The organism is Psychrobacter sp. CX90, from assembly GCF_057396305.2.
The window spans coordinates 870,969-885,315 of the sequence record NZ_CM182008.1 but is presented as its reverse complement, the minus strand read 5'-3'; the positions used below and the strand labels follow the sequence as shown (position 1 = coordinate 885,315).

The 14,347-nt window shown below is 38.3% G+C and carries 13 protein-coding genes and 1 pseudogene; 12 read left to right on the top strand and 2 right to left on the bottom strand.

Features of this window, described 5'->3' with window-relative positions; genetic code table 11:
- Positions 1-17 precede the first annotated feature (17 nt).
- The 5 genes from AC2SLN_RS03540 to AC2SLN_RS03520 all read left to right on the top strand — a co-directional run bounded on the left by AC2SLN_RS03540 (position 18) and on the right by AC2SLN_RS03520 (position 5,022).
- A complete protein-coding gene (locus tag AC2SLN_RS03540) occupies positions 18-1,427 on the top strand; it encodes a toxin-antitoxin system YwqK family antitoxin (RefSeq protein ID WP_486550955.1) in 1,410 nt (469 codons plus the stop codon).
- 241 nt (positions 1,428-1,668) lie between these two features.
- Positions 1,669-3,582, top strand: coding sequence for a DUF2345 domain-containing protein (locus AC2SLN_RS03535; protein WP_495057354.1), 1,914 nt, complete (start codon positions 1,669-1,671; stop codon positions 3,580-3,582).
- Entirely contained in the window at positions 3,554-4,123 is a 570-nt protein-coding gene (locus AC2SLN_RS03530) for a hypothetical protein (RefSeq protein ID WP_486550946.1), read from the top strand. Before AC2SLN_RS03535 ends, AC2SLN_RS03530 begins: the two co-directional genes overlap by 29 nt.
- Before the next feature lie 16 nt (positions 4,124-4,139).
- Positions 4,140-4,550 (top strand): hypothetical protein, encoded by a 411-nt coding sequence (locus AC2SLN_RS03525; RefSeq protein WP_486550948.1) that lies wholly within the window; start codon positions 4,140-4,142, stop codon positions 4,548-4,550.
- Positions 4,551-4,854: 304 nt separating this feature from the next.
- On the top strand, positions 4,855-5,022 hold the full coding sequence (locus AC2SLN_RS03520) for a hypothetical protein (RefSeq protein ID WP_486550950.1): 168 nt from the start codon (positions 4,855-4,857) through the stop codon (positions 5,020-5,022).
- A gap of 21 nt (positions 5,023-5,043) precedes the next feature.
- Here AC2SLN_RS03520 and AC2SLN_RS03515 read toward each other — a convergent pair whose 3' ends face one another.
- Entirely contained in the window at positions 5,044-6,027 is a 984-nt protein-coding gene (locus tag AC2SLN_RS03515; RefSeq protein WP_486550951.1) for a formylglycine-generating enzyme family protein, read from the bottom strand.
- A gap of 364 nt (positions 6,028-6,391) precedes the next feature.
- On the opposite strand from AC2SLN_RS03515, the gene AC2SLN_RS03510 reads away from it, so the two are divergent.
- From AC2SLN_RS03510 to purB, 4 genes and pseudogenes are all read left to right on the top strand, one after another.
- Positions 6,392-7,783 (top strand): DUF2931 family protein, encoded by a 1,392-nt coding sequence (locus tag AC2SLN_RS03510; protein ID WP_495057353.1) that lies wholly within the window; start codon positions 6,392-6,394, stop codon positions 7,781-7,783.
- Between the two features lie 117 nt (positions 7,784-7,900).
- Complete coding sequence (locus AC2SLN_RS03505; RefSeq protein WP_486548581.1) at positions 7,901-8,200, top strand: hypothetical protein; 300 nt, start codon at positions 7,901-7,903, stop codon at positions 8,198-8,200.
- A 295-nt stretch (positions 8,201-8,495) separates the two neighbouring features.
- Positions 8,496-9,135 (top strand): annotated as a pseudogene (locus AC2SLN_RS03500) (IS1595 family transposase).
- A gap of 140 nt (positions 9,136-9,275) precedes the next feature.
- Positions 9,276-10,679 carry an adenylosuccinate lyase gene (purB, locus tag AC2SLN_RS03495; RefSeq protein ID WP_486548582.1) on the top strand — a complete coding sequence of 468 codons (1,404 nt, stop codon included), beginning with the start codon at positions 9,276-9,278 and terminating at the stop codon, positions 10,677-10,679.
- A 76-nt stretch (positions 10,680-10,755) separates the two neighbouring features.
- Here the strand turns inward: purB and AC2SLN_RS03490 are convergent, their stop codons facing one another.
- The gene (locus AC2SLN_RS03490; protein ID WP_486548583.1) at positions 10,756-10,974 is read right to left on the bottom strand and encodes an NF038104 family lipoprotein; all 219 of its coding nucleotides are present in this window, start codon (positions 10,972-10,974) and stop codon (positions 10,756-10,758) included.
- Positions 10,975-11,655: 681 nt separating this feature from the next.
- Between AC2SLN_RS03490 and AC2SLN_RS03485 the strand changes: the two genes are divergently transcribed.
- The 3 genes from AC2SLN_RS03485 to AC2SLN_RS03475 all read left to right on the top strand — a co-directional run bounded on the left by AC2SLN_RS03485 (position 11,656) and on the right by AC2SLN_RS03475 (position 14,346).
- A complete protein-coding gene (locus AC2SLN_RS03485) occupies positions 11,656-12,468 on the top strand; it encodes a glycosyltransferase (protein WP_486548584.1) in 813 nt (270 codons plus the stop codon).
- A gap of 206 nt (positions 12,469-12,674) precedes the next feature.
- Positions 12,675-13,862: a JmjC domain-containing protein gene (locus tag AC2SLN_RS03480; RefSeq protein WP_486548585.1), complete on the top strand. Its 1,188-nt coding sequence runs from the start codon at positions 12,675-12,677 to the stop codon at positions 13,860-13,862.
- 319 nt (positions 13,863-14,181) lie between these two features.
- Positions 14,182-14,346 (top strand): hypothetical protein, encoded by a 165-nt coding sequence (locus tag AC2SLN_RS03475; protein WP_486531835.1) that lies wholly within the window; start codon positions 14,182-14,184, stop codon positions 14,344-14,346.
- The last annotated feature ends 1 nt before the right edge of the window (position 14,347 follow it).

Here is a 14,347-nt window from a genome sequence, read left to right as displayed (position 1 = left end):
TATAAGAGAGCTAATATATGCAAAATTTACTAAAGTTTCTTGTTTTAACGCTTACAATTTCTACTGTAGCCTGTAATTATCAATCTGCATCTCAGAATAACACTACTAGCGAAAAATCTTTAACTGAAAGCCTAGAAAAAAATCGCAAGGGCGAAATTATTTCTTACATGACTAACCATGATTTATGGGGTCTTGAGATATCCTCTAAATCTGAGGCACAGTACTATAGAGTATTACTAAAAGAGCTGCCCAAGAAAAAATACTTGGTTCAAGACTTTTATATTTCAGGAAAGAAACTTACTAGTCCCTATATTCTCACGGACGGACAGCTCAAATATAACGACAATGAAGATGTTGCTCACCCTAATAATTATTACCCTAGGGAAGGAGAGATAACAAAATGGTATGAATCTGGCACAAAAAAAATAGAATCCTATTATAAAAAAAATAAGCCTACTGGACTTTGGATTGAATATTTTGAGAATGGACAAAAGTCTAAGGAAACTCCTTATCATGATGGAGAAATTAATGGGACTAGTAAGACATGGAATGACAAGGGCGTATTAATCGGAGAATGCAGCTACATTAGTGGCAAGGCTGACGGACGTTGCTACTCTAAGCTTTTTGACCAACCAAATAGTTATATCTTTGAAAGCGAGTATAAAAAAGATGAAGAGGTGGGTATTTCCAAACTATGGAATCCAGACGGTACATTAGATAGTTTGACTTTTAATGAAGATTTATCTTTGGATTATATCAGGAAGAACCTATCGGATGAACAATTTAAACTCTTCATCTTTGATGTCAATCAAGATAATATAAAAGATATTTTAATTTCTAGAATAAATGATGAGAACAATCTATTTCAAGGTGATGAGCTTTATGTTCTTACAGGAGATAAAAATAATAAGTATACGATGAGTCTAAGTACCTCAAATCATGCTAGTGACGGGGGAGATTCTCTATCTCAAATATTACCACGTCCAAATGGTAATGGTTTTATACTTAATACCCAATTCTCTAGCAAAGGCTATCCTGAGAATAAATATTACTATACCTTAAAGAATAATAGATGGTATATATCGACTACTTCAACTGAAGGACATACTCCTACTGGTCAATTTTATTATTGTGTTGATAAAAATGAAGTCTTAGTAACTGATTATGTTTATAAAATTGACTCTTCAGGTAGTGATGAAGAACTTGCTAAGTTATGCCCTTTGCCAGCTAACAAATACGTTGTTACCTCAAATAAAGCTGAAATATTAACGAATAATTTTAAGCCTAGAAATCCGCCTAACTATTTTATTAAAGGCGATACTGTAACGACAGACCATCAAAACGAAGATTGGGTTAGTATACGGTATAAAAATAATAGTAAAACTGGTTGGATTAGTAAGAATAGTTTAAAACCTATAAATAACTAAATTTACCACAAGGTAGCTAACCCAACTACAAGGAGCACTTTAGCCACGATTGCAGCAGATATACTGAACGGCAACATAGGCTGCTGTGGTCAGGCTTGAGATGGCACGCGAAGCAAGCGACATCTCAAGCCTTTACCACTGCCCTATGCTGGCGGACAGATAGTAGCGTAAAGCGTGAATAGCTACAATAATAAAACATCATCCAAGTCATTCACTACCAGCATTCAAATCAATTACCCGCTTGCCCACTATTCATTCATTATCCGCTTACTGCCTTGCCTCAACCTTAATTGGCATAGAGCCTGCAAGTGACAGTGTCTCTTATCATAACCATCAATCAATACATGCTTGGCTGATGCGTCAAGCGGTGTCCGCTGATCAATGTCAGTTCGCTGGCGAATCTGGGGTATGGGTAGAAGCTAAGCTGATTGCTGTTGATATCCCCTATACCCGCTACCCAAGCCTATTGTCTTTTGCCTCCTATACCTATAGCGGTCTTATTCAAGCACGTAGTGGCGACGTTAGTGCCCCAAGCTATGACTCACAGATTAGTGATGACGGACGACATAAAGTCATCACTACCCCTGTTTGGGCAGGTATCAGTGATCATGATGACAAACACACCCCGCCACTTCGATCCTTGCAGCTGTCGACAGGCGCGTCACATGGTTGGCAGTTTGCGCCAAGGCTTGGGCAAGCCGTGCTGTTATCACATTGGTATGGCGATATCGATAGTCCTGTGATTACCCGTAGCCTCTATGATGGTATTGGCATGGGGGATGTGGATGAGCGAGATGTGACGTATCAAGATAGCGGCGCATCGCATCGTTATAATCTGATGCAAGGCGCCTCCCCTCGTTGGCATGGCGGGGGGTTGGGTCATTCTCAAATTAATGAGGATGATGCACACAGTGGCTTTATATCAGGTATTAGTCAGTTTGGGCTGGATAACCGCTCTGAGAGTAGTCTGCTGTTTGATGATACGCCAAATAAGCTTGGGCTTCAGTGGTCAGTCAATACGCAGGATAAAGCCAATGCCAGTACACCGACATCAAGTGATAAGGGTGTGTTCTCCCCAAGTGAGCATGTGATAGAGCTGGGAGTTCTACGACACCGCTTTGGTAATCATCAGTCTAGTATTCGTGGTGCTGGGTTTGAGGTGGCAAGTGATAAAGGTTTACAGCTGTCAGGGGATAATGGTGTTTTGTTATCGACGTTTGGGATACGCCATTCTCAAAGCCGTCATGAGTCAGCTTGGGTCAATGATGAGGGCGCTCGTCAGTTGGATCTAGGCTATACGCTATCTGATAGTTATAGTGAGGCAAAGCAAGGCCATTTGCAGTCGTCTCAAGATGTAGATGCGCAGATAAAAGCGTTTAAAGAGACGGCTCAGATCATAGATGATCAACTGAACACGGAGGTGATGGGCGCATCTGATGTGATGCTGGTAAGCAAAGACAGTCTGTTGGCATCAGGCCGAAACACGCTGTTTACGGCTAAGAGTGTGGTTAGACAGTCTGGGTTAACTCAGTCGGATATGGTGGGCGGTAGTTATCAGCTACTTGGCGATACGTTAACGTCTCTTGCAGGTGTATCTGGACAAGCAGCTAAGTCAGGCTTTCATGTGAGTGCAAACACTAAGCCGCTAGCAATACAGGCGCAAGGCGGTGAGCTACAGCTGCACTCTCAGCAAGGGATGATGATAGGTAGCGCATCAGGTGAGGTGCATGTGACCTCCCCGACTCGTATTAAGGTACAAACAAGCGGCGGAGCATCGTTAACGATTGATGAGAGCGGGGTTAAGTTTGTGTGCCCAGGGACGATTAAGATTCAGGCGGTTAAGAAGGGTTTGGTGGGTGGGGCTAAAGTATTTGCTCCTGTGCTGTCGTTACCTAAGTCTGGATTATTTAGTAAAGCGTTTGATCTAAAAAAACTAATTCCTACGGAGCTACTAAACCAAGGAGTTAGTTATAAACTGATTAATCATAGCAAAGGCACTGAGTTTAAAGGTGTTCTTGATGAGAATGGACAAACAGCTAGGGTTTTTGGGAATAAGGCTGAGGATGTTGAGTTAAGGCTTGATGCTGTTCTTTTAAGTTATGAGGATTATGAATATGAAGAGTGTTATGAAGATGATGACTTTGGATGCTGTTAAAAAGATAGTTGTGATATCTTTTTTTACTTACTTGACAGTAGGATGTCTAACCGCAAAACCTCAATCAAATAATATCAATGATTTTAGTGTTTTTAGTGAGTGCTCAGATACACAGTGTGTTATCTATTCTCGTGTTTCGGGTCAAACGGAAATATTTGATGATAACGCTGAATTACATCGAATTAAAAAAATGAATGATAAACTCTATCACATTGTCTACAGTTGTGGGAATCCGTGTAGTAACCATGTTTTTGTGAACGATAAAAAAGAACAAGACTGGAGTCATAAACTCATTGCATATAATGACATTTGTTTAATTGAATTTAATATTGATAAGAATAACTTCACATCAAGAAAGATTTTTTCAGATAAAACAAAAGAGATATTGAAACTGGATGCGAATGCTGATGATACGGCTATTCCCATTTGGCTATATAGTCAAAACAGCACTTTTGATCAGAATGTATTCAATGTAAAGATACGTCAAAAAGATGGATCTGAGAAAAATTATAAGATTGCTAATCCTTGTAATTTTGATTGATAAAGGAAATACGAATATGTCTTATAGTGAAGAGTTTAAAGTATACTGTAGCACTATTGCAGGCGAAGCTGGAGGTTCAAGTGATGAGGCTATTAAAACAGTTGCAAGATCTATAATTACTCGTATTGGTTTTAGAGAATGGCGTTCTAGAAAAAATGCTTTTGAAGTAATTAAGTACTCAGGATACGACGCCTATACAGATAGAGCTAGTAGCCCTAATTATAAAAATGTATACAACTCAATGAGTAATGGTAAATTAAATAAATTAAGTACGAGAATAGTGCAATTAGTGAAACCAATCTATGACAATAGTATTCCTGATGAAACTGGAATGATTACATTATATTATAGCCCAAAGGCTCAAAATGCTTTGCATATAAAATCCCCAAGAAAATATAGAGAAACTCCAGATTGGAATTTTAACTAACTAGAAAGGGTTTATATAGCTGGAACCGAAAATGATGATTTCAATTGGTACAGATATAAAGGTGATGGTTCAACTATTAAAACAAGTTTAGTGAATATAACAGACGATCCTGTACCTAATAGATTAATTACTATTAAAGTCACTGATAGACATGGCAGGTATTTTATTAAACAATATAAAACCAATAATGGTGGCATAATCCCTGATATACATGCTAGAAAACAGTCTATTGAATAGCCGTTAAGAGAGTCAGAGTTAATTAAATGTAATTATACATGTTCTTAACTACGCTAAAGGCATCGAAGTGGTTAAGAATACCGAGCCATTTTATGATACGTATAGCAATATGTACGACTATACCAGTCCAAATTTCTACGCTGCTGCCGATCCAGACCAGTATGATCAGTCTGTCTTTAATAATTATAGGGATGAATTAACAATTCATAGAAATGACAATACTTATGACGTCTAACACGTCAGATATCAATAATGTTTATGACATTGGTTTACCTAAATTAGCCACACAACGAGTGGAAGTGAATGCATTTTGATTGGCTTTAGGAGCAATTTCAAGAGACGGAGGATCAGGCTCTTTTTGATATCGCTCAATTGTAACTGGACCACCTACATGCACATTACTCGCTGAGCCTTCATTAGCATTCACACTTCTTAATACTTTCTCAGTACCCGTCTCAGGCCCTTGTGGGTTATGTTCTGGACTGTTGCTATAATACTTAGGATCATACCAATCTAGCATCCATTCGTAATTTTGATTGATCATATCATACAGCCCTAAAGGATTTGGAGGATAAAGGCCTACCATAGGTACGGCTAAAGCTGCTTTATATTTTTCACTTAACTCACTTTTTTGTTCATAGGTCCACATATTACGTCCGGGATCAATCTTGCCTGTATCGGTTGGAAATAAAACATACTCTCCTTTGTTACGCGCCGCGTACTCCCATTGCGCTTCGGTTGGTAGACTCATAGGTACGTCAAGTTGTTGTCCCAACCACTGACAATAGTGCTGCGCCGTTTGCCAATTAATACCTGCGGCGGCATTAGGCTGACGCACGCCAATAGTTACCTTTTGCATACCTATTTTTTCTTGTCCTGTCGCCATGCTATAAACGTCAAAGTCAGAATAAGTAGCTTTATAAGCAGTCATACTAAAGCTATCAAGCGTAACTTTATGTAATGGCTTATTATCTGCATATCCTAATAAAGGCAACCCCTCTGTCCAATCAAGCTTATGACCAAAGTCGCCCATCTCAAAACTGCCGCCTTCTATAAAGCGCATGTTTTTCTTTTGCTGGGCTAAAAAGTCATCTAGTTGCTGTTGTTCTTCTACCGTGAGGTTGTCTCGGGTTTGCGGTATACCGTTGCTATCTAATTTAGGTGTTGGCTCCTGAGCACAGGCAGTCATAGTACATAAAGGTAGGATAAATAAGGATACAAACAAAAGTTTTGCATTCATAACGGCTACAGCTATATTTTGTTGACAAGTTAAAGGAATTATACTCATATTTTATTATGATTATCTAAGTGATTATATTAAATGAGGTTTAAGATTGATAAGGTTACTATAAAGCTTAAAAAGTACAACCCATCTACCCTAAAGGCATCGAAGTAGTTAAGAATACCGAGCCATTTTATGATACGTATAGCAATATGGACGACTATAACAGCCCAACCTTCTACGCTGCTGCCAATCCAGACCAGTATGATCAGTCCGTTTTTAAGGATTTTTAAATATCTTTGTGATCAAGCACAATTAGACTAAAGAGCGGCATTCCAAGAAGAAAAAACATCCATGGCTAACATATAACCGAGTTAATCTTATGAAGATACGACACTACCCTACCATCTTAAAGCTTGCCATTATTGCAGTCTTATCACTGTTAACGATGGCGTTTGTCTCTTTATATCAGGATAAAAAAATGAAGGATAACAAAGTTGTAGAATGGGGTGCTGCATTATCCAGCGCTAGCTATACGCTATATAAAAAGAATAATTTTTATAACGAAGTTAGCTTACAAAAGTCAAACAAGGTTCAAAGTTACAGTACCAGCTTTTATTTAGATGACGGTACTTGGCTACGCTCTCTTGACGGGGGTACAGGTAGGTGGGGCTATGGTGCCAGACCACTAGGTGGTAATGAGTTTGAGCAGCCATTACCAGATAAGGTACGTGTTACTTACTTAGATGTAATAACCAATCACTACTATCAAGGCGAGCATCCTCTACCGACAGATAAAATATATTCACTGATGACCAGTCATTATAAAAAGATGCAAGATAGCAATCCTTGGATTATAGAGTCAGGTGAGAGAGATAGTAACTATGATGATATAGAACTTGCGTTTGCACCAAAGGGCTGGGTTATTGTTTTCGTTACTGGTCGGGCGGGACGTGTAGAAGTAGCCTCCTTTCAAGCCACGCCTATTGAACCTGATCCTAAAACACTGGAAGGAAGACCTATTTCTAGTGCTGATGAATACTTATATATGAGCTATAACGCCTATCAAGAAAGAAAAGAAGAGAATGAGTATCATTTAGAGTTTAAAGACAGATACCCTGACGCTTATAAAAAGTGGCAATCAGGAGAGTGGAGCATCTCATCAGACTGGTACAAAAAGATGCAAACTAAATATCCTTGGAATCTATCAGTCACTATTGATGGTCAAGAATGGAATGGCGAGTATTATGCCGAGTTTGCTAACACTGAAAAATACGCCATACTTGATGATCAGTTTTACATCCATAATAAGCAGCTAAAATCTGTGCCTCATACCATTAAAACTTGGGCAACGAATCCAGAAACAGGTGAGCGTACAGGACTTGAGGTACATTTGTACCCAAGACCCAAATGGTCCGCTAAAGCACTAAGAGATGATTATTATCAACCTTACTATCAAGACCCTAACCTGAATCGCTTCTTTAGTTACTTTGAAGCGCTTTACCCCAACCGTTCACTGTCTACTAATGACCAAGCTGCCAGCCCTAATGACTTTGCAACGTTGCACCTTGAGTTTAATAAGGACTTAATCTTGCAAGACAGCTATCTAATTAAAGACGATAAAAAGATTGCCTTAGATGGGGCTTATCAGTTTTCAAAGGCACCTATTGATCCAGAGCAAGGGCAGTTTATCACTGAGCTTGGCTATCCTATCTTCTTAACCAAGCCTAAACTTAAAGATTTAAACGACCCTGCTTTTGTGGAGATGGACTGACTAGTAGCTAAAACATGAATGGCAAAATGTATTACAGCATATTCCCCTTTAAATGAAAAAAGTAATCTTGGCATAAATTGAGGGGATATTATGCGTTTTTGAAATTACGGTATACTTATGGCGAATGAAAAAAGTGTGCTCAATCATATTAATTCTGGCAGTAACTGGAGAATTAAAGCAGTCAGCCCATATGTTGATTTATACTTAGAAATGAGACATAAAGTCCAACCACAATCAGAATACCTAAAAGGAACTGAAATTGCTAAAAACACAGACCCTAGATATGATATCTATATTAACCATGGAAATACCAATCAATATATCGCTGCCATCAGCCCTGAACAGGACAACACTGCAGTATTAGGAGATGATATTAGCAACCCTATACTAAGTAATAATGATATCTATCAAGCATGACCTTTATCTAAAAATTTAGATGAAATCGGCAACTGTGAAGAGTTGTCTAAATAATGACTTATGCCATTTATAGTAAGCGCAAAGAGACTACCTTAAGTCGCTTTATAAGTATCCATGCTAAAGGTATCCAAAGTCACTTTGTGTAACGGCTCATTGTCTGCATCTCTAAGCAAATATGCCCCTCTATCCAATCTAGCTTACAACCAAATCCTCCCATTTTAAAGCTACCACCTTCTACAAAGCACATATTTACTTTAGTGGCTGTAATAGACAAGCACTATGCTAGGCCTCTACAATTAGGCTAACCTGTTGTAAATTAAGTAAAAACACACAGTTAAGACTACTTAAGTTTTATACCGCTGAAGTAACGGCTCGAACAGCAGCTGATTTGCTAGGTATTCAACCCAATACAGCGGCACTTTTTTACCATAAAATAAGACTCGTTATTGAGTATTATTTATCTCTTGAAGCAGATGACGTCTTTGACGTTAAAGTCGAATTAGACGAAAGTTACTTTGGTGGTGTACGCAAAGGTAAAAGAGGTCGAGATGCTGCTGGTAAGACCGCCGTATTTGGCATTTTAAAACGAAACGGTAAGGTTTATACCGTTGTTGTAGATGATATCTAATGCCTGTTATTAAGCGTAAAATAAAGCCTGACAGCTTTGTTTATACCGATAACTATCGTAGTTATAACGCCTTGGATGTGAGCGAATTTAAGCATTTTAGAGTAAATCATTATAAAGAGTTTGCTCAAGGTCGTAACCACATCAATGGCATTGAAAACTTCTGGAATCAATCTAGATGTATTCTTAGAAATATAATGGAATAGATAAAAAGAACTTCCACTTGTTTTTAAAAGAGTGTGAGTTTAGATTTAACTATGGGTCACCATCTAATCAGCTTAAAATTCTGAGAAAATGGTGTGATATTTAACCCTTATCTACTTCAGCCCCAATATTTATAGGCAAAGTTAATCCACCGATTGCCATTACCCGAGTCACTTTCTTGTTATAATTAACACATAGATTCATTAACGCCTATTTTAAACTTATCATAAACCTTGAAGGATATTTATGTCACTCTCTTTATCTGCTCTAACTGCTCTTTCCCCCATCGATGGCCGCTATGCCAGCAAAGCGGATTCACTTCGTACTCACTTGTCAGAATTTGGCTTAATAAAAGCAAGGGTTACGGTAGAGATTCGCTGGCTTCAGTCTTTAGCCGAAAATAAGGCCATTGCCGAACTTAATAATTTCGATGCAAAAACCAACGCATTTTTAGATGACATCGTTGAAAATTTTAGTGAAGCAGACGCGCAAGCGATTAAAGATATTGAAAAAACAACCAACCATGATGTAAAAGCAGTCGAATACTTTATTAAAGATAAGTTTCGTGGCAATACCCAACTTGAAGACAGTTTAGAGTTTATCCACTTCGCTTGTACTTCTGAGGACATTAACAACCTATCTTATGCCATTATGTTAAAAGATAGCCGTGAAATCCTAGTCGCTAAATTACAAGCCGTTACCGATGCTACAGTTGCTTTAGCAAAAGCACATGCCAATCAACCAATGCTGTCACGCACCCACGGTCAAACTGCAAGCCCAACGACACTGGGAAAAGAAATGGCGAATGTGGCTTATCGTCTAGCCCGCCAAATTAAGCAAGTTGAACACGTTGAGCTTTTAGGGAAGATAAACGGCGCTGTTGGTAATTACAATGCCCACCTCTCTGCTTACCCCGAAGTTGATTGGGTAGCTCATGCCCAACAATTTATTACTCAACGGCTGGGGCTTACATTTAACCCATATACCACTCAAATTGAGCCTCATGATTATATAGCAGAATTATTTGATGCTGTACGCCGCTTTAATACGATATTGATTGATTTCAATCGTGACATTTGGCAGTACATCAGTTTGGGCTATTTCAAACAAAAATTGAAAGAAGGCGAAGTCGGCTCTTCTACTATGCCGCATAAAGTAAACCCAATAGACTTCGAAAATTCGGAGGGTAATCTAGGGGTTGCCAATGCGATGTTGGCTCACTTAGGTGAAAAACTACCGATTTCTCGTATGCAGCGAGATTTATCCGACTCAACAGTGTTGCGCAATATAGGTGTGGGGCTTGCTCAAAGCATTATTGCCTATGATGCCTGTTTAAAAGGTATTGATAAACTTGAAGTAAACCCTGAAAAGCTAGATAGTGACCTTGATAACGCTCAAGAGGTCTTGGCAGAACCCATTCAAACAGTTATGCGTCGTTACCGTGTTGAAAACCCATACGAAAAACTTAAGGCGCTGACCCGAGGCCAAGCGATGACTCGTGAAGCCATGCTTGAGTTTGTCGATAGCGATGAGCTTGGTAATGTCAGCGATGTGGACAAAAAACGCCTACGTGAGCTGACACCGGCAACCTATATTGGTAATGCAGTCGAGCAAGCACTTGCTATTGACGAGTGGATTAACAAGCTATAGACAACCTATTCTCACATAATAAAAAACGCTTACTAAACTTTAGTAAGCGCTTTTTGAACATTAAACCAAACGGTTATTACTTCTTTTTATTATCATCTTCATCGTCACTGTTGCCAGGAATAATTGCCTTACCAACTGCAACTGTGCCTTTTACCACACCTTTGGTTGTTTTATAAGCGACTTTAGCAGGTACTGTCACAATTTTATGCACACAACCTTGCATTAATAATGTACTGGCTATTAATACTAAGAATGAGATTTGTTTAATAGATTTTATAGGGTAATTTGAATTCATTTTATATATCGTCTCTTAATTAATAATTTATAGCCTTTCAATACAAGCCTTTAAATATAAGCCTTTTAGAGCTAAGGCTTTTGAATTTAAAGTGCGTAGATTATGGCTGTTGAACATTCAATCGTAACACTGACCAAAACTATTTTGGTAATACGCGGTTTTTTGGTCATTCACACTGATATTACTGCTAACGAAAATGTTTAGTCAGAAAAATTGGCAATATCTCGGAAAAATAGCGCTGCCCATATTAAATGAGGTTGAAACTTATCTGTTCTACAAAAACTAAACATACGCAAATAGTATCACATTTACATTTTAGACTAACAACTTATTGAACAACTTGTTCGACGAAATAAGAGCCTATATTCACAACCTACAATTTGCTATTTTAGCCTAAAATAAGCTCGTACTTCGTTAAAATTCGGATTAAATAGAATGACTATTTAACCCGAGCTTTTAACTTAATGCTGCCTCGTATTGTCTCATTTTATTCTAAAAATTCACTAACTTGAGAACTAGAGTCTGTTCAAGTCAGTATTTTACTGCCACATATCATATTTTACTCAGTGACTATAACACAGACGCAAAACGGTCTCATCAAATGACACCGTATAATCAAATCGACACAATTAATAAGTATCATGGGGTTACGGTAGCTATTTTCGACTATAGGAATGTGCCATGACTCCCATTAGTATTATAATCATTACCTTGAATGAAGCTGAACGTATTGGGAATTTGCTTTCTGATTTGTGTCAGCAATCACATCAGAATTTTGAAGTGATTTTAGTCGACTCCAATAGTGAAGATGGCACCTGCGATATTGCTCAGCGTTATAGCAGTAGCCTATCTAGGCTAACCATATATAAAATGCAAAAGAGAGGGGTTTGTTTAGGTCGTAATACAGGAGCTAACCTCGCTAATTACGAACGATTGCTTTTTTTAGATGCTGACGTTCGCTTGCCTGCTCATTTTATCGCCGATGCACTCGATTATCTTGATAACCAAAAGCTTGAAGTCGCCGCTGTTTATCTATCGGCGAAGGGCTTACCCAAACATTTCTTTTTAGGCTATAAAATTTTCAATGCCGGTATTTATATCACTCAATTCTTATTTCCTACCGCTATTGGCGCCTGTATGTTTTCCACTAAGACCATTCACAAAGTCATCAATGGGTTTGATGAAACCATTACTTTGTGCGAAGACTGTGACTATGTTAACAGAGCCAGTAAAGTTACCAAATTTAGAATGTTACCCATTACATTTTCATTTGATCCAAGACGACTAAAACAAGACGGCTACTTTAAAACTGGCTGGAAATACTTGCATGCTAATATCCATCGATTATTTATTGGCGAGATTAGAGATAATAAAATTAATTATGAGTTTGGACACTATCATAACAAAAGTAATGGAGGTCTAAACACCTCAATATCTCCTATAGAACCCCAAGAACCCTCAACTTTAGAATTAACCTCTACTCACAAGCCCTAGCTTTTCCTATATATAAGATAGCCATATGATCAGCTTTCTCAATAATCAGACTCCATACCATAAATATATTTCATAGTGTTGCTGCTTCCGTTAGGCAGCGATGTGCTCGCTTTCTTATACTCTCCTATAGTGTTAATTCAGACAAATTCATATTCATGACATTGCGGTGTATAATCACTCATTAATCTCAATTAAAGCGATAACTTATGAATTTTTGCTTACCAAATGACTTAAGTGCCGATCAGTTTTTAGCAGAATATTGGCGAAAGAAACCTCTGCTCATCAAGCAGGGTTTACCCCAGCTTGCCGGTATGTTTGAACCCGAAGATATTTTAGGCCTTGCTTTAGAGGAAGATGCCACCGCTCGCCTTATCACTCAAAGCAAAGTGCCTCAAAGCTCACCCAAAAAAGACTCTGAATATATTTGGAGAGTGACCCAAAGCCCTTTGAGTGAAGATATCTTTTCTGAATTAACAGAAAAATGGACCGTGCTGGTTCAGAACCTTGAGCAATGGTCACCTGAGCTTGGGCAGTTATGGAATGCCTTCAACTTTATTCCGCAATGGCAAAGAGACGATATTATGGTGTCATATGCACCAAAAGGTGGCTCAGTTGGTAAGCATTATGATGACTATGATGTTTTTTTAGCACAGGGTTATGGTCAACGCCGCTGGCAACTGGGTAAGTTTTGCGATGCCACCACTGAGTTTATTCAAAACCAACCCATTCGAATTTTTGATGATATGGGAGACATTATTTTTGATGAGGTGTTAGCACCTGGGGATGTCCTATATGTACCCCCAAAACTTGCCCATTATGGTGTTGCTGAGGATGACTGCCTAACCTTTTCTTTTGGCTTTCGCCGTCCTAATCTAATGCAAATTCTCGATAGCGTTGCTGATCTGTCGACCTCTGAGGAAAACTTATTTATACCTTTAAACCTTGAGCAAGGTATTCAGCCCTCAGGTAAGCTTGATGAATCAAGCATTGAACAAATAAAAGCCCAACTATTAGGTATGTTGAAATCTGAACAGGGCGATAGTCTTATTAAACAAGCGGTTAGTGAGGTGGTTAGCAAGCGTCAATATGACCTACTCATTCCAGAAGAAACCATCGATAGTCATGAGCTGGAACTGGCATTAGCGAATGGGGCTAGTTTACATCCTGATTATAGCAGTCGATTGATTTATACTGAATGGAATCAGGGTCTAGCTGTTTATGCAAATGGTCAACATCTGGATAATATCGACGAGTGTGAAATGCAATTGTTAAAATGTCTTGCCGATGGCAACTCTCTAACGGCTCAAGATATATTTGTAGATACTGATACACTAATTAATACGCAAACCATCATGACGTGGCTAGAAAATGGTTGGGTTTGGCTAGATTATTAAAGGATCTATATCAATTAGTAACAACTAAATCTTCTACGCATTATTAGAGTGAATCCTAATTGTCATTATGACGATAAAAGTAAGGTATTAAACAGCATTGCATATAAATAAAGCCGTTTTTACCCTCTTAAAACATAAACTTTATAAATCAAGTTACCGCTCAGATTAAGTACCTACTCTACCTGCTTACACTTGAACACTAACATTAAAGTTTTCTAAGTTTACATTTGTAAACACAAGTTTATGATTTTCGTTTTATAATAAGGGTGTTCTGTCGATTTAGGATACTCATCGACTTTAATGGAAATGGAGATTTAAAATGCCTAATCAACCTTGCAAAACGACTAAAATGGCTCGTAATGACATTAATCAAGACCATTTAGATGAAAAAGATCAGCAACGTACAGATGATTCTCCGCTCGAGATGATGAAAGGTCTGCATGAACATGAAAAGCATGACGACGATGAAGATGACTTTGAATAGC